Consider the following 25,713-nt stretch of genomic DNA (forward strand, 5'->3'; position numbering starts at 1 on the left):
CGGTCGTTGATGCAGATAAAGGGCTGTCGAACCTGCTCACGCGACGGCACGACCTCGATAATCTGGCCAAGCTGCTCCCAATAAGCCAGCAATTGCTGTTGCGGCGGCAGCCCGGAAACATCGAATCGACTGTAAGCGATGCCATTCGCGAGCATATCCGGATTCCGTGGCGAAGTAGGGTGATGGGAATACTACCCGGCCCGGCTGGATTCTCGCCCACGCAGGCGATCCTGCCACGCGAAAAAAAAGCCGGCTCAAGGCCGGCCTTTGCGGAAGCCTATCTTTGCACTTGCGGCAAAAATACGGTTCCCGATTCAACTTGGGTGTTACCTGGAATGTCTTTGGTGGGAGGAGGAGGATCGAACTCCCGACCTTCGCATTGCGAATACGAACAAGTTGACATTTCTTGAGATGTATTCGAGTTGATAAAATTCATTAAGCCATTGTATTTCAACGATTTTTGCTTCCCTATCTTTCCGTTGATGTTGATCTACATATCTTCATTGCCCCATAATCCGGTTACATAGCGGTTACATGGAATTTCCGGCTTACGGACAAGGGGGTTAGGTGGCGAAGGTAAACTTCACTGCGGCTCGGGTAGAGGCGCATCGCTGCGAACAGGGTAAGTCGCAGTCGTTTCTCTGGGACAGCAAGACTCCCGGACTCGGTTTGCGAGCCACAACTGGCGGAGCCAAGGCTTACATTTTCCAAGGGAAGATCCATGGCTCGACCGTGCGGATTACGATCGGCGATCCGAAGAGCTGGACGATCGACAAGGCTCAGGAGCGCGCACGAAGTCTCCAGACGCTTATTGACGGTGGCGTTGATCCGCGCGAACACGAGGTAGAGCAAAAGGCCGCACACGCAGCCCGGCAGGCGGCGAAGCGCCGTCAGGACGTGACTGTCGGCGAAGCGTGGAAGCATTACTTGGAGCATCTGCGAACAAAGATCTCTCCCAAAACAAAAAAGCCGCGATCGGAAAGATACATCCTCGACCATATCAACCTCTCGTCGCCCGGTGGCGGTATTGCAAAGCGCGGCGGCAAAGAAAAAGTCCGTGGGCCATTGGCTCCGCTTATGCCGCGCAGGTTGACCGAGATAACGGCGACATCCATGTCCCAGTGGCTCGAGGCCGAAATACCTCGGGGGCCAACGAATGCCGGTCATGCATTCGGTCTTTTCAAGGCGTTCATTCGGTGGTGCGACACTCACGAGACGTATGCAGGCATCATCCCACACGAGGCCTATGCTTCGCCACAGGTCAAGGGCATTCTCCCTCGTAGCGCCGCGAAGGATGACTGCCTTCAGCGCGAACAGCTGTCTGTTTGGTTTAGTGCAGTACGTGGCATCGCTAACCCGGTAATCAGTGCATACCTTCAAGGACTCCTGATCACAGGAGCTCGTCGGGAAGAGCTGGCCGCGCTGCGTTGGGAAGACGTGGACTTCCGCTGGCGCAGCTTGACCATGAACGACAAAGTTGAAGGCACTGGCGGCCGGACCATTCCACTCACTCCTTATCTTGCCAGTCTATTGGAACATCTTCAGCGCCTCAACGAGATGCCTCCGAATAAACGTCAAACCACTCGGCTCGCTGAAAGAGGTGAACAGTGGAAACCATCTGAGTGGGTGTTCGCCAGCAAAACAGCATCGGACGGAAAGATAGCGGAACCGCGTCACGCGCACAATCGTGCGTTGGAACCAACGGGCTTGCCCCACATTTCGCTGCATGGCTTGCGCCGGTCATTCGGCACGCTGTCGGAGTGGGTAGAGGTCCCGGTCGGTGTTGTCGCACAAATCCAAGGGCATAAGCCGTCGGCAATCGCCGAAAAACATTATCGCCGACGTCCCCTTGACCTGCTGCGCATGTGGCACGACAAGATTGAAGCCTGGATGCTTGAACAGGCGAAGATCAGATTTGGGCCCTGAAGTTTAGGCGGGTCGTCCGCCTGTTCACGCACGACCGGATCCTGCAGATCAGTGAAGCGACAACAAGCGGAATCGGGGTTGGCTCGTCAACTGTCGCCGTCCGTTCACGCCAAAGTATGCGTGGTAAACCGAGGATCGAACTCCTGACCGCAAACGGATAACAATCCTGCAATCTACAATGCGGAGATGCCCCCAAACTTGCCCCCAGCGGGGAGGCGCTGCATCCACGACGATCACTTACAGTTCGACGCTGGCGTAAAGGCTACGCTGAACAAGTACCTGTTTTTCCGAAATGGCCACGTAGCGACAAGGGTTTGCCCTTTCCCTTCGCCGAGGCCGGCAGGTTGTTCTCTATAGTCCATAATGCCTCGATCACGGCGAACTCACGCTGGTCCGCGGCATGGTCGTCGTGGTCGGGATGATCCGCCAGGGTGAAACGCAACCCGGCGTCGATACCTCTTAGCCCGCCCGACCCGTAGAAGCGCTTCGCGCGCGACTCCCATTCTTCCATGCGGATACGCGAGAGCTGATCGCCACGATCCTGCTTCGGATGCCCCCGGCTGGTGAACGTCAATCTGACCGTAGTGCCACATGTTTGCGCTCTCGGCTTATCGGCCAAGCCCGCGCGCTACATATGCGCCACGGTTGTGGGAGTTCGGTCCCGTAGCGCGACAGTTAATATCGACCGCCCGTGATCTTGCGCTACGGTCCTCGGCGTCGAGAGCACGGCTCAGAAGGCGCTCCCGAAATCGCGTCGCCCCTTGCAAAAATGGAACCCTGGCGACCTCTGCCTTCGGAGTTTTATCGGCTCATACCGACCCTTTTAAAATCAATGCCTTACGCAACTCGCAAAGTACAGAACCAAGGCTACACAAGGCAAATCCAGCCCAAACCGAGCTGCCATAGCTGCAATTTAGCTGCACATCTAGGGTTGATCGCATTGTGCCGGCCATTACACAAAAATTGGGGACGGTGCCCATCGTTGTTGCCCGTGAGCACCGGACCGCAGCAGGCCCATATGAAACTTAGGGCTGTCGCATCGCCGCTTTAGGCCTGTTGGTCACCAACCGCCTTTTCCAACTCGCCAATGCTTGACCAACACAACGCTCCTGAGGGAAGCGCGGCGCCGTTGCTTGACAAAAATCCCAGCAACTCCGTCACCTTTTTTCTTGCCTCTGGATTCTTTCTTACCTTCTCCCAAGCACCGTATGGCTTTTCTCCTTTCGCTGGCTCCCCGAACATGGCCTCCTCGAAATTTGGCAAGGAAGCGACGAGCGTGGCGCTCTTATGAGGCGCGGTCGACACTACCTCTAAGATTTGCTCGTTAGCTTTCCATGCCGGATTGGCCTGCACTTCGCCTTTTCTCGTCGTTATAGTTTTTGAATCTGCGTCGTGCAAGACCGAATATGGACTACCAAAATGATTAAGAATTTTACACAGAGCAACAATTGTGTATTTCCCTCTTGCCCTGACTACATGAACATCGCCAAATACTTTTTTTTCAGAGTTCACAATTTCACGAAACGCTGAATGTTCGGTATCACCCTCTACAATAATTGTTTTACCACCAAAGAAAAACTCAGCGACGTAAGGATCATACATATTTAGAAGTTTCAGCTCCTCCTTATCGTCTTCGGTTAGTTTCGCTTTCGCGGGGCGAAAAATCGTCGTTCCGGATACTTCTCCCCCAACCTCCCGTTCAACGCGAACAATTGAAGTATTGTCCCGAGACAAATCGATAAATACAGGTGAATGGGTCGTTACCATCACCTGCCATTTTCCAGATTTTGGCAATGAGTAAAGAACGTTACATGCGTCACGTATGGCACTCGGATGTAGACACATCTCTGGCTCATCCAGCAGCAAAACATGAGGCCGCTCCGTCACTTCAGACTTTTCCTTGATTCGCTTGTGTTCTGCCAAGATACGAAGGGCCGTCCAAAGCAGTGTCCGGCGAGCACCGCTTCCCTGCCGCTCCAACGTAGATTGGTGACCATCGTTCGGTCCCATCCGGAGCACCGGCAATGACTTAAAGAAAGACACGACTTTTTCCAAATCATCTTCCGGGCGCGCGTCAAGGGTGATTGAGTATCCTGGAAAGACATCTGATATTGATTGATTAAGACTTTCTCTGACATCCTTAATTGCAGTAGCAGCATCTTCCGCGACCTGTTTCTGCAACTCCGCGACGGAATCGAGAAGAAGTTCATAATGACTCTTCTCTGCTTCTTTTTCGCCCTTCTTGGAACTAACCTCTTTTACTTTCTCCTTTATCGCTTCTTGCAATAGCGCGATTATTGCCTCCGCCTGCTTTTGCGGATCATCGAATGCCTCTATCCGATGTGTTTCTGGCCTATTAGCTTGAGCGACCGAGGCAACGCCCCAAGGCCCATGATTCTCATCCCATTGCCCACTTTCAACATTGAACCCACGCTTTTCCGGCTTGCCAATATCTTTCCATACCCAGCGCTCACGAACATGCCGATCACCATTTTCCTTGGTGTCAATCCAGTGCTTTGCCGGTGGAGTGCTGTTTTCATAAAGAACTGTCTCCAGCTCGATTGTTGGATACATGTCGGAATTCTCAGCGGACGGAACCCTAGCATTGGGAAAATCCTCGATGGTTAGCTCGTTAAGCTTTCCCGCTTGCATCACAACCTCGTAAGCGCGAAGGACAGAGCTTTTGCCAGCGTTGTTAGGCCCCACCAACACCACGATGTCGTCCAGTTCGATAGTCACCGGTGTCTTTCCGATGGCTCGGAAGTTGGCTATGACCAATTTATGTAGGCGCGCACGTGGTGCGACCTCCGCCTTTGCATCTGTTTTTGTCGCAGTTTTGCTCACCGAACTCGTTGCCATACGGCCCTCTCAGATATGTACGCGGTCACGTCGCCGCCCGAGAAATATGGCACTAAATGGCAATTATTTCCGGACATTTTCGGTTTGCGGCAATATCTCCTCGGCTTCATCCACCGGACGACCCCTCGCTCACGAATCGCATCTCACATCCGGTCTACGTGCATCAATCGGCAGCACGCCCCTACAGGGTCTAAGTGTGCTCGACCGCGCCCCGCAAACGGACGATGCGTCCAATCGCGCGCTTTCATCACATGCATCAAAAGTGGCGGGTCAAGAAGTACTCGCAGGCGTGGGGACTGCGTTTTATCGCAGTTACTCTTGGCTTCCGTTGTACGGCACGCGGATATGCCTTCGGGTCCGGGTAACTCCAGCCAGACCGTTCGGCCAGCGAGGGATGTGCGCTCCTAGGCACGGAGCGGCATTAGAACGGCGCTATGCCGTGGCAACGTAATCATTCAGGAGATCGCCTTCTCGTGCCCGCTCGATGGGGTCTGACCTCTCCGGAAGGGCTCGTTGGCGCCGATCCGACCGTCGCGGTATGGATGCCATCACCTCGACGACGGCTCTGCAATCGGGCTAAAATTGCGCGCGTTAGGACGCTTGAACTCGCTGAGTCCGTCCTCGAGGTCAGGCGCGCTGAATAGCTTAATAAACAAGAAGGTGACTTGACAATGAACTCCCACTTCAGCGAAGCAGGCGCAGCAGGTCTCCGTGTTAGCGCCCGTGCGGCTGCTCCCAGGATTTGCAAGTGACTCTCCTCGCACGCTCCATTCATCCCGACGACACGCCCGCTCTCCGCAAGGAGCGAGGCGCCTTCTTCACCCCCGACGAGATCACCCGGTTTGTGGCCAACTGGGCCATTCGCACGCCCGGCGACCTAGTGCTGGAACCGTCCGCCGGCGATGCTGCTTTCCTCGTCGCCGCCGTCAGCCGCCTTCGCGGGTTGACACCAAGCAAGGATGCGCGTCCGACCGTCGACGGTGTCGAGATTCATGCCCACAGCGCGCGTGTCGCCAACCAACGCGTGCGGGAAGCTGGTGGTAAAGCCGAAATCCGGCATAGTGACTTTTTTGCGGTCGAACCCGAACCGGTCTACGACACCGTTATCGGCAACCCGCCGTACATCCGGTATCAGGACTTTTCTGGCGAGTCCCGCGCGCGATCCCGTGCGGCCGCCCTCCGAGGTGGCGTATCGCTGACCGGCCTCGCCTCTAGTTGGGCCGCATTCACCATCCACTCTGCGCTGTTCTTGAAGCCGGGTGGGCGGCTCGGGCTTGTTCTACCAGCAGAGTTGCTTTCGGTGAACTATGCAGCCCCCGTGCGCCGATTTCTCTTCGACCGCTTCCGCGACGTGCAACTCGTGCTTTTTGAGGAGCAGGTATTCCCTGAGGCCGAGGCCGACGTCGTGCTGTTACTAGCCGACGGATATCTTGAAGGCCCCGCGCAACACGCGACCATCAGGCAATCGAAGAACGCCGCTGACCTTGCTTCGCTTGGCGCAGGACTGATCTGGACGCCAACTGACCCGGCGGCCAAGTGGACCAGCAGCCTCATTGACCCGAAAGCGATCGCGCCGCTGCACGAGCTATTGCGACGACGACTGTTTACGAGCTTGGAGACGTGGGGGGACACCACCCTCGGCATCGTCACGGGCAACAACAAATACTTCACGCTCTCGCCTCAGCGTGCGAAGGAACTAGGCTTGCGCCGCAATGAACTGCTGCGCCTCTCGCCGCCTGGAAGCTCCCACCTGCGTGGTCTCTCGCTCTCCAACGCCATGCTTACCAAGCTGGGCCGAGAGGGTCACGCTACCTACCTCTTTTATCCGAGCGATCCACCCTCGGCCGAAGCAGCGGCATACATCGAAGACGGCCATCGGACCGGTGTCGATACTGCATACAAGTGCCGCGTCCGTAAGACCTGGTACCAGGTGCCGCTCGTTCCCGCCGCGGATCTGTTATTGACCTGCATGAACGCAGACACGCCTCGACTTACAGCAAATGAAGCAGCGGCCCGCCACCTCAACTCGGTGCACGGCGTCTACCTCGATGAAAAATACCGTGAACTCGGCAGCGAACTTTTGCCGCTTGCGAGCCTGAATTCGGTCACGCTGCTGCACGCAGAGATGGTCGGTCGCGCTTATGGTGGGGGGATTTTGAAGATCGAGCCGAAGGAAGCGGATGTTTGGGCAATGCCCTCGCCTGCGTTGGTCTTGGCCCGTGCTGGCGCACTTCGCACTGTCAAGCAGCAAGTTACTGAACTCCTAGGCGACGGCAGGCTGCTCGACGCCGTAAATATCGTCGATAAAATCGTCCTTGCGGGGTGTGGTAACTTGACGGCCAAACAGATCAAGCAAATCCGGCAGGCGCGAACGGAACTCGCCGACCGCCGCACACTGAGGGCAGCCAGTGGCCGCTAAACAATCCGCGAAAGCAAAAGCCTGGGTCATTTTCGATCGAATCGTCGCTCTCGCCGCCCCTAAGGGTGTACACCGCAATCCTTGGATCAAGAGCCCCGACGGACAGTTGCGCTTCGAGCCCGACTACGACACGCTGGTCAAACTGCTGGGCGTTCCCCTTTACCTAAAGGCCGAGACCCAATCGGGAGTGCCGGCGCTCGCCCTCGATGTATGGCTGAGCTATGAGTTACGACGGGCAGGCTTCGACTCGGATCAGGCTTGGCCTCGGCCAGTCCACCCGCGCATCCTCCCAGCGCCTGTCGCGGCTTTGCTGAAGTCACTGCCCAACGGGCTCCGCGCGACTTTGGAAGAGCGCGTGAACAAGCAAGCTTCGATCAGCGGTGTTACCTCATCCAGCGCATCCATCCTTGGGAAGAACTACTTTAAACAGGTCGACGTCATCATCACAGACTGGGCCACAGGTCCCGAGCTGCTGATCTCGACGAAGCGCATGGACTCCTCCTACGGCAAAAACGCTCCAAATCGGGTCGAGGAGTCATACGGTGACGCCAAAAACCTGCGACTGCGTCACCCCCTAGCTGCTCTCGGCTTCGTGTTTGGCCTTCGCTCCGACATCCTCCAAAAGGAACCTAAAACTGCCGCATGGTTGTTCGACTTGCTCGCCAAGCTTGGACGCGAAGACGACGCATACCACGCCACCTGCCTCGTCTTGATGGAATACTCAGACGATGCCGAAATACCGGACACTGGGGAAGAAAGGCACGCTGAAGGCCTGCCCGAACCTGGGCTCGCATCGGACAAAGAAGAGGATGTGCCGGCACCCACCCCCAATTTAGAAGTTGATCGTGAGATTGAGCGGCTCCCAAAGGTGAGGATTCTCGAAGAAGAAACTCCAGAAGATCTCGCACCCGGCCGCTTCCTCGCGGCGATGGTCACGCGTGTCCTTGGTGCTACGCCAGTCGACGTGCACGAGGAAGCGCGACGTCGTCGTGCTTCGCCTGAGTTCCGATAACGACCGTCCCTGTGTGCTCTGTCGCGATGCACGTGCGGCCGATTAGCATGAAGTCCGCTCACGATGCCGCCTCGGGCGGCCTGAGCTCGACTCGCCGCACCATCTACAAAGCCGAATAAACGGCGAAATCGCCTCAACAACGGCCACTCATAACAAACGTCTCCTAACGCCTGACCGGTCATATTGGTCATCTGCGTGATTGGGCACGGCAATGTCGACGTTTGCTTTCGTGTTGCTACTTGCTAAGCAATCTTTTGTTTCTGAGCTCGAAGCATATCGCCGAAGCTTTGATTGTCTTTGGAAATCCATCCATCCGCATTACTGCTGACACCACGAACAACTGTAGCGGCACCAGAAGCAGAAGAGAAAAACTGATCTTGCTTTACGACCAATTGACCATTGTCTTCGGAGATGACTCCTGACTCCATCAATTGCCGCCGCATCTGCGCATACTTTGCCATCCAGACGTCGAAGCTCGGAACTGGATCTTTAACGACCGTACTGCCAGCCTTTAAGATGACTCCGCCATCGGCGGCCTCAATCGTCGCCCGAGATTCCTTATACGTGCCGTAAAAAAGCATGCCTTGGGGCAGCGCAGAATAAGCAGCCCTGCGCTTGCCTCCGGTCAAAGTAGTTGGCGCATCAGTCTCTTCTTCAATGTTTTCGCTAGCCGAGTGCATCGCCTCGAAGTGAGAGAATCCAAGCAGCGGCAACATCAACAGAAGATCGGCTAATACGTTTTCGGCGAAAGCGTATTCCTCTTCCCCTAACGCAGGCGGTTGCGGGCTATTGCCGTTATCGAGATCCGCGACTGATGCCTCCAACGCGAGTTTGACCAACTTTGATTCCAGATGCTGTATGTGAGCCTTGTTAAGTCGATTGTCGGCGGTGAAAAAGAGCGCACGCGTCCAGAAGGGTTTCTCCCTGGCGTGGCCCTCCAGTCGCTTCCCGACTGGATCACCTTCCCCGATGTAAAGCTTAGATTGGCTGACGAGAAGATAGACTCCTGGCAGGGCCCATTCCTTTCGCCCTTTAACTTCGCCGAGTAGCGGTCGAGAGAATATCGTGGCCTTGCCGATCCCGTCGTCGCGAGTTGCAATCAGGATGCCGGTAGGATCTCCAGAAGGTACGAAGACACGAAGAGAAAACGGCCTCATTTAGTCCCTTTTTCGTATATACAGTGAGTAACCGATCATGCACGTCAATCTTGCCTGCGGTCGGCGCTAGCGGCAAGCCCACCACCAATAAACGTCACCATCTACGACCACCACGCGCACTCGGCGGCCCTCGAAAATACGAAGGAGAACCATGGCGATCACACAGTGGCTTCATCTCAGCGAGCTCGGCAGCGATCCATGGGTGTTGCCCGTCTATACGGCATGGAACAAGGCCGTTGCCGAGAACCGTGCGGCGGTGCGGCCGGATGCGGTCAATGAGGCGGGATTACACATCACTACCCGCCTGAATCTGGTTCGCCACATCATGCGCCGTCTGCGGCGGGACTTGTCCGCGCTGGGTCAACGACGTCGACAAGCACGTTACTAAGGAGCACCAGTACACACCGGATCACGAAGGCATCGCGCTGCCAATCGACGATCACATGAAATACTTGATGATTGCCGACCTCCACTCCGTCATCTCGGAGGTCGACGCCTGTGTCGACCGGATGAAGGTCTTCATGGAAACGCTACACGACCATGTTGGCCAACACATCACGGACAAGCAGCGCATCGAGATGATCAATTCGTGGATGATTGAACGTGGCATCGACCCTAAGTGGTTTAACCGGCTGGCCAGCGCCCGCAACTTCATCGCGCACATCGGCGCCTTCTATCTGGCCCTCGACACCACCGAGCCCTCCTGGGACCTGCTGCTAGTCAAAGGGAATATCACCTTCGTCTTGCGAACGACAAGGCGCAGGACGTGACGATCAAGAAGCTGAATCGGGGCAACCCGACCATGGCAGCCAAGTTCGCCGAGCTCAAGAATCATGGTCCTTCCGATGCTGAATGAGAGTGAGGTCATCCATGCCCGAGGCGCGTCTTGAACGCGCAGATCGGCATAGTGACCTTTCCCTGCCAGGCCGAAGTCCTGAATGCGCTGGAGAAAATGGGCATCAAGGTGTGAACGACACGCGGACAGGCTACCGCTCGATATACGCGGTAGCGTTGCAAGAAGCGAACATGAATCCGAGTCGTCGTCAATAATGACGTCTCTTACCGATTCAGTTGCTCATTGGGGACTGAGAAACGGCATGGCATAACCCATGAATTCGTTGTGAGTCGTTCTATTTTCCTGCCATCGATAGGGATTGGACGGGGGCGTGTCCCGGCAATCACTAACGGTCAAGATAAGTCGCCTTTTAGCCCGAGAAATCCCAACGAAGAAAGCACATCGTTCGGCATCTGCGTTGCCCCAGAAAGTCTGGTTTTCAACACCGAGAATGATGACTGAATCGAATTCGAGCCCTTTGCTCTTGTGTATGGTGAGGATGCGTACTGCCTGGTCATCGGAAAAGCGCTCTAACGCTTTGGGCAAGTCGGGTTCCAACTTCAGCAGATCTTCGATGCGTGTCCTGGTGTCGTTGACGACCTCTTTGAACCGGGTCGTAGACTCGTAATCTGGCGACAGCGCGGACAGGGTCTCGATCCCCACCTTGCCCAAAAATGCGCATACGGACTCCCACCAGCCCGCGTAGGGCTCGCCAAGCGATTCGACGAGAGCAGCTTGTTTTCGCTGCTCCGCGATAAAACGCTGGATGTTTTGCCGCAAATTGGACTGTACTTCTTCATCGGCAAAAGGAATCAGCTGGTCCATAAGTCGAATCCAGGCCTTGGGCTCGCGCTGTCCATACAGGCAGGACAGGTAATCGACGATGAGTCTTGCAGCCGGTTCAACCGAAATGTCCTGAATCTGCTGCTCATTGCGAAATGGAATGTGTCGCCGCTCCAATGCTGCCATCAAACGGTCGGCATACAGATCGGGTTGTCGGGCGACCAGGATTGCAATTTCCGACGGTGCAAGCTGTTCGCGATTGATCCAGCCGTCGATTGCGTCAGCCAGAAATTCGGCTTCCTGCTGGCTGCCGGGAAAACGCCACGCGAAGATCAGACCTTCCTCGCCGACGAGCTGCTCATCGGGCATAGCGGATGATGGGTCCATCACGCGGATGATCTCGTTCTGCATGCGCAACAGGCGGGGCTTCGAGCGGAAATTACGGTACATGTTGAGCGGCTCTGCACCGAAGTCTGTCGCGAAGGTCTGGAAGATACCGTCGAGGGCGCCTGCCCATCCCATGATCTTCTGTTTGGTGTCGCCGACTGCCGTGAGGCGGATGGCCGTGCCTCGAAAAGCGATCTTCACCAACTTGTACTGCTGATCGGTGCAGTCCTGGAATTCGTCCAGGAAGACATCGCTGTACGTCTGGCGAACGGCATTACGGGCAATGGCCGATTTTCTTAGAATCTGGATAGCCAGAGGCACCAGATCCGTGAATTCGATCTGCCGTCGCGTGACCCTTTGGCCGCCGATCCGGTAATCGACATCCAGGGCATCCTGGCCGGTTAGCACCGGGCGAAAACGATCGATTATCCGCTTGGCAAAGGCGTGAAAGGTGTAGCTGTCGAACCGCACGGCCAGATCCGAACCGCACCGGCGCTTCACACGCTCCTTCAGGTTCTTGCTGGCGTCAACCTTGAACGAGATAGCCAGTATCCGTTTTGGGTAGGGGCAGGTTCCGGTGCGCAACAGGAAGTCGGCGCGCTGTGCCAGCATTTCTGTCTTGCCCGCCCCCGGCCCCGCCGTTAGGGCAAGGCAGCGTTCCGCTTCCCTCGCCGCGCGCCAGGCGTTGGGTTCGAGCGTCAGCCCATCTGCTGGATGCCAGGTGTCCGCTGCGATCACTCTGGCAACTCCTCCAGCCTGGCGATCACCGCGTCCGCCAAGCGACTCAGAGACTCAGGCATGTCAGCGAGGAGTTCTTCGTCACTCAGTTGGGCCAGTGCGTCGATGTGTGCTGCCGGCTTGCTACCCAGCTTGAAGCGCTTGTGATAGGTGCCGAACAGACCAAGCTCATCGGCATTGTATTGCTTGGCATCGTGGTGGCTGTCGCCGAGGACGGCCTTGATGGTGGCCTCACTCGGTGGATTCGATTCAACGCCATACTCATCCGGAAAGGAAAGAAGCATCGCGAAGTCGAGGTCCATCGGAAAGGAGAAAAAGACACCGCGCTTTTCAAAGAGTTCGATGTATGCCGTGTACTCACGAACCTTATATTCATCTGAATTCCAATTGGGAATTCCGTGGTCTTTAGGGAGCACGTCTTTGGGACGGTATGCCGATAGCTGGTCATTGGCATATTTGAATCGTCCCCATCCTCCTTGATACCGGGCGACATCCAGGTCGAGCAAAGTGAGGTGCGGGATTTCGAGATCGGATAACAGGCGCCAGAAGTGGTTGACATGTCGGCCTCCGAGTGGGGCGACGGTCACTGCGGACTCGTCTACCGGGACGCCCTTGGCGCGTAGAATTCTGGGCAAGACGATCTCTTCGCTATCGCCTTCTCCCAGGATGACCAACCGGGAGAAGTAGATTTCGGGGTATGCCTGTACAGCTTCCCGAACGAACTTGTGTGCCTCGTCCGTTTTCTTGGGCATTCGAATGCGCATGATCTTCGTCGCGCGTTCATCCGTGAGCCGCAGGTAGCGAATGTGCATGGGGTCGACACGCCTCAGCATGGAAGGCGCATGCGTGGCGATCAGGGCCTGGGCGTCCTCGTTGCCCGTCATGGCAACCAGGGCATTCACGATCCGGCCCAGGTAGTGGGGCGACAGGCTGTTCTCGGGCTCCTCGAGGGCCACGATCGTAAATACCGGCGGGCGCAGCTTGTCCGGATCGAATGAATTGTCTTCGCCTGCGAGGACGGCGCGCCCAATGGACTGGGCTGAGAGCACCAACGACAGGTAGAGCATGGATTTCTGACCATCGCTCAGTCTCGAAAAATCGACGAGTTCCTCGTCATGCCCGGGTGAGAAGGAGACGGACAAGTGCCGCAGTAGGGCCTCGATCTCGGAGGCGACGAAGGTGATGTGGGGATCGGCAAAGAAACTGCCTTTGTGCAACGTGCCCCAGGTCGTCTTCAAGCTCTCGCTCAGGGCAGCAACCGACGGGTTTGCGGCCAGGCTTTCGCTGATCTGGTCCGTGAAGCCTTTGACTTCCTCGCGCTCGTTTTTCCAGTTAACGGCCCGCAACATCCGCCCAAGCAACGCATTGGCACCGTATGCAATGTGTTCGGCAGGATCACGGCGCGCGGGCAGATAGTGAACCTGCACGTGGTTTCGTTCCGCTCGTGGAACCTGCGCGGTCGTCAGGGGCGAACCGTCGCCATTCAGGTCCAACACGTAAACCAAGGTTTCCTCGATATCGCCATCGACGCCCATTGTGGCACTCAGCCGATATCGGACTCGCGGTTGACCTTCAGCAGTGTCTAGGCGCATGTGGCTGAAATGAGGTGCCACCGTCGCGTTCTCGCCGTCCTCTTCCAATTCCGGGAAGACGAAGTCAGCTTCGATCCAGAGTTGCCTTTCGTCCGGAACACTGTCTTCGTCGTACGGAACGTGAAAGTCTGAGCGTTGAATTCGTCTCAACGAGGGATCGAAGGCGAACAGGCGACACAGAGCTTGAAGTGCCGCCGTCTTGCCCGAGCCGTTCGGCCCGATCAAGTACGTAATGTCGTTGAGCGTCAGTTCGGTCGGTTCTGGTCCGAACGACTGAAAACCGGACAGTCGGATGCTCTGCAGTTTCATGCGCCATGCACCCCGTTTCGACAAAGCGTTGTCGTAAAGATAGCGGATAGGTCAACTGTAGCATCTGCCTCGAGATAAGTACTACATACACGGCGGGTGTGCTACTACAGTCGGGACCGCGCCGGCCATCGCTGCAGATGGAGCGATGGCCGGGTTCAAACAGGGGAAAACAAAAAGGCTAGCTCGAATGCTTATGCCTGTCGTGCGGTCACACGTCCAGCGCATCGAATACCTCACCCGTGTTCCGACGATTGAAACGGATTTGGGCCATATATGACTGCTGCGAGCCCAGGCCCTTCCTGTGGCTTCGCCGGCACGGTCGTGTGCCGGCGTCCTTCCCTGTTCAAGGAGTCAGACGATGCTTAACACTCCACTCGACTATCTGGCCGCCTTCGCGCTCGCCTTCGCCGGAGGGGCGTTGCTCGCCGCATGTCATTGCAAGTACGTGAACCGCGTCCGGCGCGAGGCTCACGCCCATGCATGACCGTCCCCCGTTCTTCCCATACGGCGACGGGGACGAGGATGAGGACCCGGCGTGGCAATCGGCGCTGAACCGGCTTCGCCCAGTGCATCAGCCGCCAGAGGCAGACGAAGGCGCATCGCCGCACTTTCGCCCCGGCAAAGGGGAAGTGGGTTATCCGTGTCCGTCGTGCGAGTCGTTTCGCACGGAGCAACGCCATGTTGCAAGGCGGATCTGCAGCGCCGTCGGTGCTGCGGCAGGCGCGACGAGTGCGATCGCTGCCTCGCTGTCCGGTGCGGAAACCGGCGCGGCCATCGGCGTGCTCGGCGGTCCGATTGGCGCCGTGTGCGGCGGCGTCGCGGGTGCGATCCTCGCCGGGCTCATCGCAGGAGCCGCCGGGTGCGCCACGGGCGCCGCCCTCGGCGAGGCACTCGATCTGAAGGTGCTCGACGGCTGGCGATGCCTTGCCTGCGGACGCACCTTCACCGTCCGTTCCGGCTGACCGTATCAGATCGGTCCTGAGCCTCGCCCCCCACTTTTCTCTTCGTTTTCCTTCCTTTCACGTTGCCTGGCCTCGCGCCGGGCTTTATGCCTTCATTTTTATCGGAGTCTCCATATGCATCTCGTTCAATCCATGGCCTACGCTAACGCAATGCCCTGGCACGGCCTCGGTAACCGCATCAGCACCAAGCAGCCCATTGAAGTGTGGGCACAGCAGTCCGGCATCACCTTCGAAATCCGCGAAACGCCCGTGCGCTACATGACTGATAGCGCCGGCCGTCTTGGTGCCATCATGAGCTTTCCGGAACAGAAGGTGCTGTTCCGCTCAGACACCAATGAGCCGCTTTCGGTCGTCAGTCAACGCTATCAGGTCGTGCAGCCGCGCGAGATTCTGGAATTTTATCGGGACCTGACGGAAATCTCGGGCTTCGAGCTCGAGACGGCGGGCGTGCTTAAGGGCGGTCGCAAAATATGGGCGCTGGCGAAGACCAACCAGGCGTCTACGCTCAAGGGCAACGACACCATGAACGGCTATCTGCTGCTGGCGACAGCCTGCGACGGAACCTTGGCTACTACCGCCCAGTTCACCAGCATCCGCGTCGTGTGCAACAACACCCTTGCAGTCGCGCTCTCCAACGGCGCGGGGGCGGTCAAGGTGCCGCACAGCACGAGCTTCGATCCGCAGGCCGTCAAGAAGCAACTGGGCGTATCGGTGTCGTCGTGGGATTCGTTCATGTACCGGATGAAGACCCTTTCTGAACGTCGGGTGAAGTCGCATGAAGCGATGAACTACTTCTTGCGAGTCTTTACCGATCCGGCGACGACCGCAACCGGTTTGTCCAACGAGCGCGCGATGAAGAAGGTATTGGCGCTTTACGAAGGCGACGGTAAGGGCGCGGAACTGGCTTCGTCGAAGGGGACCGCATTCGGCCTCCTTAACGCAGTGACGCAGTATGTCGATCATGAACGGCGTGCGCGTTCAACCGATCATCGCCTCGAATCGGCGTGGTTCGGGCAGGGCGCGTCGATCAAGCAGAAGGCGCTCGATCAGGCGCTCCTCATGGCGAGCTGAGTTTTCAGTGTTGCTATTTCACCCGCCCGGTCGCGTCCAACACGCGCCGGACACCTTCACGGGAGCCACAGATGCCTGCAGCTATCCGCCAGCTTGAAGCGCTGGACATGACCAGCGATGAGCGTGTGACGTATCACGCGACCGAATGGGTCAGTCAGGAGGGTGAGCCTTGTGTTGACGTATGGAGCCAGGCGAGCGCAGCCGATCGTCAGGCGAACACCATCGTCCAGGACTTCGCGCGAGACAACCTGCGCCTTCACGGCGTAACGGACTGATGCCCTGGAAGCTTCCCGCGATCCTGTCTGATTTTCCCCCTGACACATTCTCCCTCTACCGGCCCGGTTGCGTTGCGCTCCGGGCTGCTTTATTTCCTGGAGCCGAACATGGGTAACACCGAAGAAGCCGGGCCGACCAGAGCGGCACGACCGGCATTAAAGCTGGTCAAGACACACGATCTGAGCCGCGACGAGTGGCTGACCGTTCGCAAGCGCGGCATCGGCAGCAGCGATGCAGGAGCCGCAGTGGGGCTGAATCCCTATCAGTCGCAGCTCGAACTTTGGATGGTTAAAACAGGTCGCGAGGGCGTGCTTCCGAAAATCGATCCGAACGATGAAACGAGCCCGCTGTACTGGGGCACATTGCTCGAACCTATCGTGGCTGCGCACTACACGAAGCGCACCGGAAACAGGGTGCGGCGCATCAATGCCGTGCTCCAGCATCGCGATGCCAACAAAGCCTGGATGCTCGCAAACGTCGATCGCGAGGTGATCGGTGCGGCCGATGTCCAGATCCTCGAATGCAAGACAGCGGGAGAGTTCGGCGCACGACTGTGGCGCGACGGCGTGCCGGAATACGTCGTCTGCCAGGTGCAGCACCAGCTCGCTGTGACCGGCAAAGCCGCCGCCGACGTGTGCGTGCTGATCTGCGGGCAGGAGATCCACATCTACCGCATCGACCGTGACGACGCGCTGATCGCGCGTCTGATCGAACTGGAGCGGCGGTTCTGGCAGTTCGTGGAAACGGATACGCCACCGCCTGCGGACGGTTCTGAATCTGCCGATCGCGCGCTTCGCTGCCTGTATCCGGGAACAGGCGGCACCGTTGATTTTACGGATGACCGGCATCTTTCCTCGGTGTTCGCCGATCTGGTCGCGTTGCGCGCTGACATCGAGCAACGCGAGACACAGGAAGCGTTGCTAAAACAGACCATCGTTCAGGCGATGGGTGAAGCTGACCGGGCGATCTTTGAAACGGGCTCGGTGTCGTTCAGGCGCAGCCGCGATGGTGCCGGCGTCGACCTCAACCGGATGCTCGCCGATCAGCCGGAGCTCGCCGTGAAGTATGCCCTCAAGAAACCCGGCTCACGCCGGTTTCTCGTTTCGGTCTGAGTCCCCTTGCACCCTCCCCGCAGTTTTCCCGTTCACCACCACTCGTCTGCTTCACCCATCCGTTTCTCTTCCGCTTTTCCCTTTTCCCTATCTACGGAGAACCATCATGCTCAAAGGCCTTTCAATTACGCCCCCTGTGATTGGTCGCATCGCGATCGGCCGAATTGTTGAGAAGAACGGCAAGCGTCTGCCTGAAAAAGACGACCAGTTTACGCTTACCACCCAGGTCCAGCAGCGCGGCGAATGGGTACTGCACCCACTGAACGAGTCGTTGCGCAAGGCGACGCCCGGGAAACTGCGCGCCATTCCCGTGCGTTTCCTCTTTAACGATCCCAACCTTAACCTGCGCGCCGAGTATTCGCTATTCGATCGCGATAGCGGTCGGCCCGTATGTGTCGGCAACGGTGCGACGTGCCGGCGTGCGGGTGAAACGGGCATCGAGGAGCTGCCCTGCCCATCGCCGGACGGATGTGCATTCGGGCAGGCTGGCAACTGCAAGCCGTACGGGCGACTCAATGTGACGATCGGTGACGATGATGCACTCAGCTCATTCATCTTCCGGACGACTTCGTACAACTCCATCCGCACGCTTGCCGCACGGCTGCATTACTTCAGCGCGGTGTCCGGCAATCTGCTCGCGTGTCTGCCGCTTGAACTAAAAATCCGAGGCAAGTCAACGACGCAAAGTTACCGCTCCGCGATCTACTACGTCGATCTTGGCGTGCGTTCCGGCAGTACGCTCGAACAGGCCATAGTAGAAGCGGGCGAGCTCGACGCACGTCGCAAGACAGCGGGCTTCGACCAGGCGGCGCTCGATACCGCTGCACGGATCGGCTTCGCCAATGGTGCGTTCGAAGACAGCGTCGACGACGGTTCTGCTGTCGTCGAGGAGTTCTATCCCGATGCCGGGTCCGATCGTCAGGAGGCAACACCGGGTGCGATGGATGCAGGCACGACCGGTACGTCCGCCCCAGCGTCCTCAACGCTGCGCGAGAAGCTGGAGCGCAAGGCGGTGCTGCTCGGCGGGCCGGCGGCATGACGGTGCCAGGGCGCATGGCGTTCGGACTCGCCGTTGGCGCAACGGCCACCGCGCTCAGCCTTTCGGTTCTGGCAGGCTGGCAGCGCGGCGGCTCACTGCCCGAACGGGTCGTGTGGGTCGCGATTGGCGTCGTGCTCGTTGTCAGCGCTCACCTGCTGCCCGCGCTCATCCGGGACGTGGCGCTACCCGTGCGCGCAACAGGTAGCCTGCTGTGGGTCGCGTGTCTGGCGACCGCCTGTTACGGGCATGGGCAGTTCTTCCTGCTCGCCCAGCAGCATGCAGGAGACCGGCGGGCGTCGACCGTTACGACAGTCGGCATCGCAGCGCCCGGTCGCAGTCTGACCATCGTGATGGCGGAACGTGCAACGGTAGTCGCTCAACTCGCGACTGCGCGTGCCCGTTACTGCGTCGGCAACTGCGCGACGCTGGAAGCTCGTCGCGTGACGCTTGCCGCGAAACTCGACGCGTTGAACGCCGAAGCGGACGATGTACGACGCATCGAAGCCGGGCGCGACCGGGTCACGGCACGACGCGACGCGTTACTCGCCGATCCAGTAACGTCGCGACTCGCGGCGTTACTCGGCACGACTACCGCACGCGTCGATCTGCTGTCGGGGCTCGCGTTCGCAGCCGTCCTGGAAGGCGTCGCCTGCCTGCTGTGGACGCTCGCGCTGCGGTCATCGCCCCTGCCTGCTCCAGTCGCCGCGACTCCGCCAGTCGTCGCACCGCTGCCGGAACCAGTCGTGGACGTGACCCGCGTGACCCAGCCCGCAGTAACGGCAGTCGCACCGGTTGACGCATTGCCAACCGTTAGTTGCGAAGGGAAGACCGCTAGTCACGAGGTACCGGGCAATCCCGTCTCACCGTTACCGGTTGCCGGACCGACCGACGACGACGTGACGCAGCTCGCCCGTGACGTCGCGGCCGGTCGCGTGCGCGCAACCGTCGCGGGTATTCGCGGCCACCTCGGCTGCTCTCAGGCCAGGGCCGTTGCACTGCGCCGCCAGCTCGCCGACCTCACGGCATAAGCCGGGCGCGTCCTGCGCCCGATCTCTTTTCCACCACGACACGATCACGTTATCCGGTTCATCCGGAGGCCCGTGCTCGCCCTTTATCTGGAGTAATCCATGCACGAAACGACATTCGTTCACCTGCCGCCTCGCCTCTGTCCCGTGACAAAGGGGCTCGGCGTCGTGGCCGGTATCACGGCCATTAGCTTCGCCGCAGCCTGGGCTTTCGAGCTGCATCGCCAGCGCGAGCTGGTCCGCATCCTCGCCTCGATGCCCCGTGTCGCCAGCATCTTCCCGGCGCTCCGCGCGCATCTGGAGATAGTGCCCAGGCAGTTCGGTGCAGGCGTTCCGCTGAAGCCGAACAACCGTAGGCCGTAACTCCCAGACCTGTTCGAGCCGGCGCATGCCGCCGGGCTTCCCTTCATTTCCCGCATGCATCCGGCTCGACCGGAGGGGCGTGCCCGTCCATTTTCAGGAGAAGTCGATGTTCCAACCTACCCGCCTCAAACCGCTATTTCATCCGGGCAAGCTGCTCATCACGCCCGCTGCGTTTGCCGCATTGCGTACGAACGGCGTTCCCGTCATCAGCGTCATGCTGCGTCACATTGCTGGCGACTGGGGCAGTGTTTCTGATAACGATAAAGAACAGAACGACCTGTCGATCGCCACTGGCCTGCGCCTGCTGTCGATATATCGCCTGCCTGATGGCAACCGGATCATCGTGACCACGGAATGGGACCGCTCAACTACCACCGTCGAGCGGCTCGACGAAGTCGTAACCGCTCAGAGCGCTCAATCGGTGTCGACAACCCGACGCAGCTATCCAGCGTGGCCAATCGCGCAATACGTCCAGGAGGCCCATTCATGAGCCTCGATACGAAGAACGGTCCACCCTTTCCGATGGGCAAACCGGTTATCACACCAGCCGCGCAGGATGTCCTCGATGCAGCGGGAATCTCGGGAGTTTTACTGCTCGCGCGCCACATTCGTGGCGACTGGGGCGATCTTTCCGTGGAAGACCTCGCCTCGAACGAACTGGCCTTGCTGACCGGTAAGCGTCTGCTGTCGAACTATGCGCTACCGGGTGGCGGGAAGGTATGGATCATCACCGAAGCGGATCGCTCGATCACGACGATCCTGTTACCCGGCGACTACTGAGATGCTGATTCAGAAATTTCATCCGGGCATACGCCTCGGCCAGCACCCCATACTCACCGGTTCAGGCAACCCGCTCTTCAGCCGGCAGGGACATTGGGACGGTGGCAGCACCCTGCATTGCGCCGCGATGGCGCTCGCGATGCTCGGCAAGCTGTCCGATCCGCTCTGGTTGCCGTACCACCGCTCGGGACACGAACGCGTTTTCTGGGACCACGCCTGGCCGCATTACCTGCACGGACTGACGCTCTCCGAACTGGCGAGTTTTATCGCGGAGCTGAACCTCAGCGTCCGTACCGCAACATGCACGGCCAGGGGAACGGAACTGCTGCGCTTTGCCGGACGCCAGATCGACGCCGGCAGACCCGTCGTCGTCGGCTGGCGCCAGCGGCATCCGGTGAAGTGGCATGCTGCACTCGTGACCGGTATCGAGGGAACCCGGGAGCAGCGTGCCTTCACACCCCACGCGCTGTTGCTGCTGGATCCGGCGGGCAATGCCCCGGTACTGGCGGGATACAACGCCCGTATCGACGTGCGCGGGCGTGGCCGGCCGCGCTATCTGTCGCCGGACGCTACACGCGACATCACGTTCGCAGGCGCGCTGTCGGTCCGCAACGTCACCGCGCCTCCGTAGTCAGCGCAGGCGGCTGCGCTTGATCTCGGGCGGCGTCGCCGCGTTGGCACGACGCGCGCCGGTCGGCTTCAGCGACACGCCGTCCAGCGGCACAAACAGTTCAGCAAGCGTCACATTCAGCGCATGGCAGATGTTCGCCAGCGTCTCGACGGACGGATTCGCAATGCCACGTTCGATCGCCGAGATGTAGGTGCGATCAACGTGCGCCTCGAAAGCGAGCGTTTCCTGCGATTTATCGGCTTCGTGCCGACACTCCTTGATCCGCTTGCCGAGAGCAATCGAGATCGGGGCCGGATGGGCGGCGGGAGGGGGTGAGCGCTTGACGGTCATGGCATGCAGGATGCCCACCTGTCGACTGACTATCGACGTAATAAACACTTCATTTGTTGTAGTATTTACTCTTCAGTAATACGATTTTGAGCCGATATACAGGCGATCGGACATGTGGGGCGACACCTGCCCGTGCGCCCAACATTGTCGAGTAAACACTACATAACAATGATGATCCCCGGCGTCGCAGGCCGTGACTGGACGCTTTAGTGGTCCTGTCGCTCATCGCGAATGGCGCACCCGGGTTTCGCATCCAGAGGAAAACAATCCATGAATTCATTGCGTTACCTGAACGTAATCTCGCAGCGCGGTTCGACCTGCAGTGTCATTGTCGCCGCGCTGGAAACGGCCATCCGTACCGGCCAGATCCGGGCAGGCGAAGTACTGCCCTCCCAGCGGCTGATGGCCGACTTCATGGGCGTTCACCTGAACACCGTCAACCGCGCCATGCGCGAAGCCGCCAGTCGGGGGTTGACGACCGCCCGCACCCGTCGCGGCACGACGGTCATCGCACGGCCAAAGACCTGATACCAGCGGCACTCGCCGCTTCATCGCTGTAGTGCATACCAACCATCAAGGACTAGAAAAGAATGAAAATCCGATCCAACACGGGGATCGCACGGCTCGCGCTGTGCGCATCCATGAGTGCCATTCTCGCCGCGTGCGGCGGCGGTGGCAGCAGCGCGTCATCGCCGTCTGGGACCAGCAGCCAGCCGACGACCGTCGCGGCAACAGCCATGAGCGGAACGGTCGCGATCGGCACGGCCATGATCGGGGCGACCGTCACGGTCACGGATGCGGGCGGCAAGAGCGCAACGGCTACATCCGGGGCGAACGGCACGTACAACGTCTCGCTGTCCGGACTGACTGCGCCTTTCCTGATCACCGCCGCCGATCCGTCCGGTGTGTCGGCTACGCTGTATTCGGTGGTCGCCAGCACCAGTACGGCCAGTGGCGCGCCGGTGACGGCGAACGTGACGCCACTGACGACGGCTGTCGCCGCCCTCATGACCCAGTCGGGTAATCCGGCCACTCTGGCCGGTAACGCATCGGCCATCAGTTCGTCTGCCATTACCACGGCGGAGGCAACCCTCGATGCCGCGATCGCGCCGATCCTCTCGGCCAACAGCGTTCCGGCGGCGTTCGATCCGATTGCCACGACCTTCATCCCAAACCAGACTGGCGCGGATGCCGTGATTGATTCCGTCTCCGTGACGCCCTCGGCCTCGGGTGCCGGTCTTCAAATCGCGAGCCTTGCCAATCCCGATACGGCGATCCAGCTCAACTCCAGCACGAGCGTATCCACAGCGCTTACCGCACCTGCTCAGCTAGCGAACTATCTGGCGAACCTGCAAACCGCGCTGGCCGCCTGTGCGTCCGATGTCCAGGGCGGCGCCACGAATACCTCGGATAGCAACTGCACGTCGGCAATCGATGCGACTTACCTGAACAACGGAGACGGCACGGGCGTCGCCGGCTTCGCGAAGCGTCACACGCTCTTTACCAAGGGGACGGCGCTGACTGGCATCAAGACGGTTGCGTTTGTACCTGCCGGAACACTCGCCGGCATCAGCAATCCGGCCGCGCTCGTCTATCTGCTGATGACTGATCCGGACGGCACGCCCGACTTCGGTATGGATTACGTGCAGGAGCTTCCCAACGGCAAGTGGGACATCATCGGCAACCAGTTGCAGGACAGCACCTACATTGCATCATTCCTCGGCCGCGTCCAGTACACGGATTCGGTGGATGCAGCCAATGCGCACTACGAGTCGGGTCTCGACATCCAGATTCCGTCTTCGGTAGCGGTCAGCGGTACGGCCAAGAGCGTCGGCTCTGCCGTGGTGGCGGGGCCGGGCCTACCCGCCAACGGCCTGTGGTTCCAGACTGCTGGCAACGGCACCGGTGCTGGCTATCTGGAAATCCCGACAGGCACGCTCATCGCGCCGCTCACGAGCACGGGCAATCGCGTCAACGGCGGCATGTCCACAACCTACAAGTGGGCTTGGTCGCCGATCTCTGGCAGCACGACGTCGTTCTCGCCGAACGGTCTGCCGGAATATGCGTCGTCGTCGCAAGACGTATCGACGATCCAGAACTTCGGCGTCTATACGGTCACACTGTACGACATGACCGGCACCGAGATCCGCTCGGAGCAGATCCAGAACATCGCTCGCAACTATGCGGCAGCGGCAGGCAGCACGGTAGCGTGGCAGACGCTTGGCAGCGACGTGATCGCGAATTACCTGATGCCGGGTGGTTCCGGTACGCAAAGTGCACCCGGCACGTCAGCCTCACTCGACTGGACGATTCCGGCGAGCTCGTTCTATCCGAACTTCTGGGCATCGATCAATTCGCTCGGCGCCGCCCAGACCAGCATACCGGCCACGACCTACGATGCAACGGTATGGGGAGCGAGTACGGGCAACACGCCGTCGCCGTTTACGTTCAATAAGTCGTTCACCGATGTGCTGACCTCAACTGCAACCGCGACGGCGGAACAGGCTGTGCAGGTTCAGCTCGGCTGGCAGGCAGATGGTGAGTATTACGTTAACTCCTGGCAGTACGGCAATCCGTAAGCCGCCCATCCTGGCATCGTAGTCGTCCATCCCTCAGGAGGGGTTCGCAGTCGAAAAAGAACCCCTCTTTCTTAGTATCAACCCACTTAACCGCCGGTCGCGTAAGCGCGGCCGGCTATCGCTTCATTTCTTTCGCAGGAAATCAAACCCATGAAGACAATTCACACGAAATCCGCATGTCTCGCGCTGTGCGCTTCACTTACCGTGCTGCTCGCCGCATGCGGAAACAGCACGCCGGGCGAGTCCGATGCAAGGCACGCCGTTGAAACTCAACTCGGTTATTGCAAATACATCGAAATGTCCGATTTCAATCGGGTCAATGGCGTCCACGGTAGCGATGATCAGCATTACCAGGTCGAGGTGCAGTACAACCTGACACTTGAAGCCGACAGCGACCAAACGGACAAGCTGGAGGTGTGGGCGAAGAAGACGTCTGATCGCCAGGATTTAATCAACCAGGAGACGCAGATCCGAAAGAACTACTCCGATCAGGGAGGTAACGCGGCCACCGACCAGACATTGAAAGACGATGAGCAGAAACAGGCGGCGCTGTATCAGGAACTCGTTACCGGTTACGGCCCGGGAACCTTCCGCATGGAATTCGACCAGGCCTGTCCGAATTTCCCGGGCGACGTCGCCCGTGATCTTTTTAACAAGGTCAACGGTCCTGGATTCGACGGCAAGAACACGCTTCAGTTCCACTATACGCTGGGCATGATCAAAACCGATAACAGCTGGCAGCTGGATCGCTGACGCTGGAAGGGTATCGCTGCCACTTTGCCCGTGCTTGCAGGCACAGTCGCGTACACACCTGAGACGTCGCCTCTGGCGTCGCGCCCGCATCAACGAACCGATCGATACTTTGCTCGCGCTGGCGACCGTACACGGCTTCGCGCACTCCGATGCGTTAGGCGAAATGCTAGCCACCCGCATCCATGGCGGACGCATCCGGAAGATGGCCGAAATCGCATTCGCCGAAGTGCCGCTATCCGAAATACTCGACGCCATCCAGCGCACCCATCTCTATACTGATTGGCAAGAACCAACTTGAAGATATCGCGTATATCGCTGAACCAACGACGATCGAAGGGACGGCATAGCCGGGTGCGCGTTGCGCACCCGGCGTTCAAGCCCTTCTTCTTTTTTGAGACGGTACCTGCAATTAACTCGATGCTCCCAACCGGATATGTCTTATTCCGAGGGAACAACGGCCATTCAGCCGATTGCAGGGCTGCCCAGTGTTCAGGTGCCGGCACGTTTAGTCATACCGCGCAAGGTCGGTCGACGCATGTGTGACCTCCGCAGCGAGCAGCGGAATTGCCGTACACACGTTCAAGAGTGCTTTTGCTCCTTCTGCCATTGCATTCCAACCTACAAAAACATTGGAGTCGAGCACGAGAGCGGCCGCCGGTCGACGATCCTCGGGGGTTTGCTCCATACGACGCCGAAGTGCATCGACGGACGAATGCCCTTCGAAACCGATCGCCAATAATGGAACAGGCCAGATCTCATTCTCGCTGAACTGTAC

27 protein-coding genes and 1 pseudogene are annotated in these 25,713 nt (G+C 58.8%); 21 read left to right on the forward strand and 7 right to left on the reverse strand.

Annotated elements, in window-relative coordinates; genetic code table 11:
- Both PQQ96_RS36190 and PQQ96_RS36195 read left to right on the forward strand, forming a co-directional pair.
- The coding region (locus tag PQQ96_RS36190; RefSeq protein WP_408301390.1) for a hypothetical protein at nt 1-410 on the forward strand (410 nt) is incomplete at its 5' end.
- 157 nt (nt 411-567) lie between these two features.
- The gene (locus tag PQQ96_RS36195; protein WP_408301392.1) at nt 568-1,926 is read left to right on the forward strand and encodes a tyrosine-type recombinase/integrase; all 1,359 of its coding nucleotides are present in this window, start codon (nt 568-570) and stop codon (nt 1,924-1,926) included.
- 301 nt (nt 1,927-2,227) lie between these two features.
- On the opposite strand, the pseudogene PQQ96_RS36200 reads toward PQQ96_RS36195, so the two are convergent.
- Nucleotides 2,228-2,470 (reverse strand): annotated as a pseudogene (locus PQQ96_RS36200) (phage late control D family protein); the annotation flags it as partial.
- Between the two features lie 503 nt (nt 2,471-2,973).
- Entirely contained in the window at nt 2,974-4,785 is a 1,812-nt protein-coding gene (locus tag PQQ96_RS36205) for an ATP-dependent nuclease (protein ID WP_408301393.1), read from the reverse strand.
- Nucleotides 4,786-5,533: 748 nt separating this feature from the next.
- Between PQQ96_RS36205 and PQQ96_RS36210 the strand changes: the two genes are divergently transcribed.
- Together PQQ96_RS36210 and PQQ96_RS36215 are read left to right on the forward strand one after the other, a co-directional pair.
- The gene (locus PQQ96_RS36210) at nt 5,534-7,204 is read left to right on the forward strand and encodes an HsdM family class I SAM-dependent methyltransferase (RefSeq protein WP_408301395.1); all 1,671 of its coding nucleotides are present in this window, start codon (nt 5,534-5,536) and stop codon (nt 7,202-7,204) included.
- A complete protein-coding gene (locus tag PQQ96_RS36215) occupies nt 7,194-8,216 on the forward strand; it encodes a hypothetical protein (protein WP_408301397.1) in 1,023 nt (340 codons plus the stop codon). The genes PQQ96_RS36210 and PQQ96_RS36215 overlap by 11 nt, the downstream gene beginning before the upstream one ends.
- A gap of 242 nt (nt 8,217-8,458) precedes the next feature.
- Here PQQ96_RS36215 and PQQ96_RS36220 read toward each other — a convergent pair whose 3' ends face one another.
- Entirely contained in the window at nt 8,459-9,373 is a 915-nt protein-coding gene (locus PQQ96_RS36220) for a GIY-YIG nuclease family protein (RefSeq protein ID WP_408301399.1), read from the reverse strand.
- Between the two features lie 151 nt (nt 9,374-9,524).
- On the opposite strand from PQQ96_RS36220, the gene PQQ96_RS36225 reads away from it, so the two are divergent.
- Nucleotides 9,525-9,761, forward strand: coding sequence for a hypothetical protein (locus PQQ96_RS36225; RefSeq protein WP_408301401.1), 237 nt, complete (start codon nt 9,525-9,527; stop codon nt 9,759-9,761).
- A gap of 55 nt (nt 9,762-9,816) precedes the next feature.
- Nucleotides 9,817-10,143, forward strand: coding sequence for a hypothetical protein (locus tag PQQ96_RS36230; RefSeq protein ID WP_408301403.1), 327 nt, complete (start codon nt 9,817-9,819; stop codon nt 10,141-10,143).
- A 305-nt stretch (nt 10,144-10,448) separates the two neighbouring features.
- Here PQQ96_RS36230 and PQQ96_RS36235 read toward each other — a convergent pair whose 3' ends face one another.
- Entirely contained in the window at nt 10,449-12,116 is a 1,668-nt protein-coding gene (locus PQQ96_RS36235; protein WP_408301405.1) for a UvrD-helicase domain-containing protein, read from the reverse strand.
- Nucleotides 12,113-14,017: an ATP-dependent nuclease gene (locus PQQ96_RS36240; protein ID WP_408301407.1), complete on the reverse strand. Its 1,905-nt coding sequence runs from the start codon at nt 14,015-14,017 to the stop codon at nt 12,113-12,115. Before PQQ96_RS36240 ends, PQQ96_RS36235 begins: the two co-directional genes overlap by 4 nt.
- A gap of 358 nt (nt 14,018-14,375) precedes the next feature.
- Between PQQ96_RS36240 and PQQ96_RS36245 the strand changes: the two genes are divergently transcribed.
- The 11 genes from PQQ96_RS36245 to PQQ96_RS36295 all read left to right on the forward strand — a co-directional run bounded on the left by PQQ96_RS36245 (nt 14,376) and on the right by PQQ96_RS36295 (nt 21,276).
- Entirely contained in the window at nt 14,376-14,501 is a 126-nt protein-coding gene (locus tag PQQ96_RS36245) for a hypothetical protein (RefSeq protein WP_408301409.1), read from the forward strand.
- Complete coding sequence (locus PQQ96_RS36250; protein WP_408301411.1) at nt 14,494-14,979, forward strand: hypothetical protein; 486 nt, start codon at nt 14,494-14,496, stop codon at nt 14,977-14,979. Before PQQ96_RS36245 ends, PQQ96_RS36250 begins: the two co-directional genes overlap by 8 nt.
- A gap of 114 nt (nt 14,980-15,093) precedes the next feature.
- On the forward strand, nt 15,094-16,050 hold the full coding sequence (locus PQQ96_RS36255; protein WP_408301413.1) for a DUF932 domain-containing protein: 957 nt from the start codon (nt 15,094-15,096) through the stop codon (nt 16,048-16,050).
- Between the two features lie 71 nt (nt 16,051-16,121).
- Nucleotides 16,122-16,325 carry a hypothetical protein gene (locus PQQ96_RS36260; protein WP_408301415.1) on the forward strand — a complete coding sequence of 68 codons (204 nt, stop codon included), beginning with the start codon at nt 16,122-16,124 and terminating at the stop codon, nt 16,323-16,325.
- A 108-nt stretch (nt 16,326-16,433) separates the two neighbouring features.
- On the forward strand, nt 16,434-17,438 hold the full coding sequence (locus PQQ96_RS36265; protein ID WP_408301417.1) for a YqaJ viral recombinase family nuclease: 1,005 nt from the start codon (nt 16,434-16,436) through the stop codon (nt 17,436-17,438).
- 106 nt (nt 17,439-17,544) lie between these two features.
- Nucleotides 17,545-18,477 carry a recombination directionality factor gene (locus PQQ96_RS36270; protein ID WP_408301419.1) on the forward strand — a complete coding sequence of 311 codons (933 nt, stop codon included), beginning with the start codon at nt 17,545-17,547 and terminating at the stop codon, nt 18,475-18,477.
- Nucleotides 18,478-18,491: 14 nt separating this feature from the next.
- Entirely contained in the window at nt 18,492-19,505 is a 1,014-nt protein-coding gene (locus tag PQQ96_RS36275; protein WP_408301421.1) for a hypothetical protein, read from the forward strand.
- 99 nt (nt 19,506-19,604) lie between these two features.
- On the forward strand, nt 19,605-19,865 hold the full coding sequence (locus PQQ96_RS36280) for a hypothetical protein (RefSeq protein WP_120302560.1): 261 nt from the start codon (nt 19,605-19,607) through the stop codon (nt 19,863-19,865).
- 106 nt (nt 19,866-19,971) lie between these two features.
- Nucleotides 19,972-20,355 (forward strand): hypothetical protein, encoded by a 384-nt coding sequence (locus PQQ96_RS36285; protein WP_408301422.1) that lies wholly within the window; start codon nt 19,972-19,974, stop codon nt 20,353-20,355.
- Nucleotides 20,352-20,645 carry a hypothetical protein gene (locus PQQ96_RS36290; protein ID WP_408301424.1) on the forward strand — a complete coding sequence of 98 codons (294 nt, stop codon included), beginning with the start codon at nt 20,352-20,354 and terminating at the stop codon, nt 20,643-20,645. The genes PQQ96_RS36285 and PQQ96_RS36290 overlap by 4 nt, the downstream gene beginning before the upstream one ends.
- Before the next feature lies 1 nt (nt 20,646).
- Nucleotides 20,647-21,276 (forward strand): cysteine peptidase family C39 domain-containing protein, encoded by a 630-nt coding sequence (locus PQQ96_RS36295; protein ID WP_408301426.1) that lies wholly within the window; start codon nt 20,647-20,649, stop codon nt 21,274-21,276.
- Here PQQ96_RS36295 and PQQ96_RS36300 read toward each other — a convergent pair whose 3' ends face one another.
- Entirely contained in the window at nt 21,277-21,606 is a 330-nt protein-coding gene (locus PQQ96_RS36300) for a helix-turn-helix domain-containing protein (protein ID WP_408301438.1), read from the reverse strand.
- Between the two features lie 270 nt (nt 21,607-21,876).
- Here PQQ96_RS36300 and PQQ96_RS36305 point away from each other — a divergent pair, with 270 nt between their 5' ends.
- The 4 genes from PQQ96_RS36305 (at nt 21,877) to PQQ96_RS36320 (ending at nt 25,236) form a co-directional block, all read left to right on the forward strand.
- The gene (locus tag PQQ96_RS36305) at nt 21,877-22,134 is read left to right on the forward strand and encodes a GntR family transcriptional regulator (RefSeq protein WP_408301428.1); all 258 of its coding nucleotides are present in this window, start codon (nt 21,877-21,879) and stop codon (nt 22,132-22,134) included.
- Between the two features lie 62 nt (nt 22,135-22,196).
- Nucleotides 22,197-24,185: a cell wall anchor protein gene (locus PQQ96_RS36310; RefSeq protein ID WP_408301430.1), complete on the forward strand. Its 1,989-nt coding sequence runs from the start codon at nt 22,197-22,199 to the stop codon at nt 24,183-24,185.
- A 150-nt stretch (nt 24,186-24,335) separates the two neighbouring features.
- On the forward strand, nt 24,336-24,938 hold the full coding sequence (locus tag PQQ96_RS36315) for a hypothetical protein (RefSeq protein WP_408301432.1): 603 nt from the start codon (nt 24,336-24,338) through the stop codon (nt 24,936-24,938).
- A gap of 109 nt (nt 24,939-25,047) precedes the next feature.
- Nucleotides 25,048-25,236 (forward strand): hypothetical protein, encoded by a 189-nt coding sequence (locus tag PQQ96_RS36320; RefSeq protein ID WP_408301434.1) that lies wholly within the window; start codon nt 25,048-25,050, stop codon nt 25,234-25,236.
- 207 nt (nt 25,237-25,443) lie between these two features.
- Here PQQ96_RS36320 and PQQ96_RS36325 read toward each other — a convergent pair.
- A partial coding sequence (locus PQQ96_RS36325) for a hypothetical protein (RefSeq protein WP_408301436.1) occupies nt 25,444-25,713 on the reverse strand: 270 nt, incomplete at its 5' end.

Source organism: Paraburkholderia sediminicola (assembly GCF_046027825.1).
GTDB classification, from domain to species: Bacteria; Pseudomonadota; Gammaproteobacteria; order Burkholderiales; family Burkholderiaceae; genus Paraburkholderia; species Paraburkholderia sediminicola_D.

What these genes read in the sequence shown, in the direction of transcription:
- PQQ96_RS36205 (WP_408301393.1), bottom strand. Translation starts at nt 4,785, where the DNA reads ATGGCAACGAGTTCGGTGAGCAAAACTGCGACAAAAACAGATGCAAAG.
- PQQ96_RS36220 (WP_408301399.1), bottom strand. Translation starts at nt 9,373, where the DNA reads ATGAGGCCGTTTTCTCTTCGTGTCTTCGTACCTTCTGGAGATCCTACC.
- PQQ96_RS36225 (WP_408301401.1), top strand. Translation starts at nt 9,525, where the DNA reads ATGGCGATCACACAGTGGCTTCATCTCAGCGAGCTCGGCAGCGATCCA.
- PQQ96_RS36230 (WP_408301403.1), top strand. Translation starts at nt 9,817, where the DNA reads ATGAAATACTTGATGATTGCCGACCTCCACTCCGTCATCTCGGAGGTC.
- PQQ96_RS36240 (WP_408301407.1), bottom strand. Translation starts at nt 14,017, where the DNA reads ATGAAACTGCAGAGCATCCGACTGTCCGGTTTTCAGTCGTTCGGACCA.
- PQQ96_RS36245 (WP_408301409.1), top strand. Translation starts at nt 14,376, where the DNA reads ATGCTTAACACTCCACTCGACTATCTGGCCGCCTTCGCGCTCGCCTTC.
- PQQ96_RS36250 (WP_408301411.1), top strand. Translation starts at nt 14,494, where the DNA reads ATGCATGACCGTCCCCCGTTCTTCCCATACGGCGACGGGGACGAGGAT.
- PQQ96_RS36255 (WP_408301413.1), top strand. Translation starts at nt 15,094, where the DNA reads ATGCATCTCGTTCAATCCATGGCCTACGCTAACGCAATGCCCTGGCAC.
- PQQ96_RS36260 (WP_408301415.1), top strand. Translation starts at nt 16,122, where the DNA reads ATGCCTGCAGCTATCCGCCAGCTTGAAGCGCTGGACATGACCAGCGAT.
- PQQ96_RS36265 (WP_408301417.1), top strand. Translation starts at nt 16,434, where the DNA reads ATGGGTAACACCGAAGAAGCCGGGCCGACCAGAGCGGCACGACCGGCA.
- PQQ96_RS36270 (WP_408301419.1), top strand. Translation starts at nt 17,545, where the DNA reads ATGCTCAAAGGCCTTTCAATTACGCCCCCTGTGATTGGTCGCATCGCG.
- PQQ96_RS36275 (WP_408301421.1), top strand. Translation starts at nt 18,492, where the DNA reads ATGGCGTTCGGACTCGCCGTTGGCGCAACGGCCACCGCGCTCAGCCTT.
- PQQ96_RS36280 (WP_120302560.1), top strand. Translation starts at nt 19,605, where the DNA reads ATGCACGAAACGACATTCGTTCACCTGCCGCCTCGCCTCTGTCCCGTG.
- PQQ96_RS36285 (WP_408301422.1), top strand. Translation starts at nt 19,972, where the DNA reads ATGTTCCAACCTACCCGCCTCAAACCGCTATTTCATCCGGGCAAGCTG.
- PQQ96_RS36290 (WP_408301424.1), top strand. Translation starts at nt 20,352, where the DNA reads ATGAGCCTCGATACGAAGAACGGTCCACCCTTTCCGATGGGCAAACCG.
- PQQ96_RS36295 (WP_408301426.1), top strand. Translation starts at nt 20,647, where the DNA reads ATGCTGATTCAGAAATTTCATCCGGGCATACGCCTCGGCCAGCACCCC.
- PQQ96_RS36300 (WP_408301438.1), bottom strand. Translation starts at nt 21,606, where the DNA reads ATGACCGTCAAGCGCTCACCCCCTCCCGCCGCCCATCCGGCCCCGATC.
- PQQ96_RS36305 (WP_408301428.1), top strand. Translation starts at nt 21,877, where the DNA reads ATGAATTCATTGCGTTACCTGAACGTAATCTCGCAGCGCGGTTCGACC.
- PQQ96_RS36310 (WP_408301430.1), top strand. Translation starts at nt 22,197, where the DNA reads ATGAAAATCCGATCCAACACGGGGATCGCACGGCTCGCGCTGTGCGCA.
- PQQ96_RS36315 (WP_408301432.1), top strand. Translation starts at nt 24,336, where the DNA reads ATGAAGACAATTCACACGAAATCCGCATGTCTCGCGCTGTGCGCTTCA.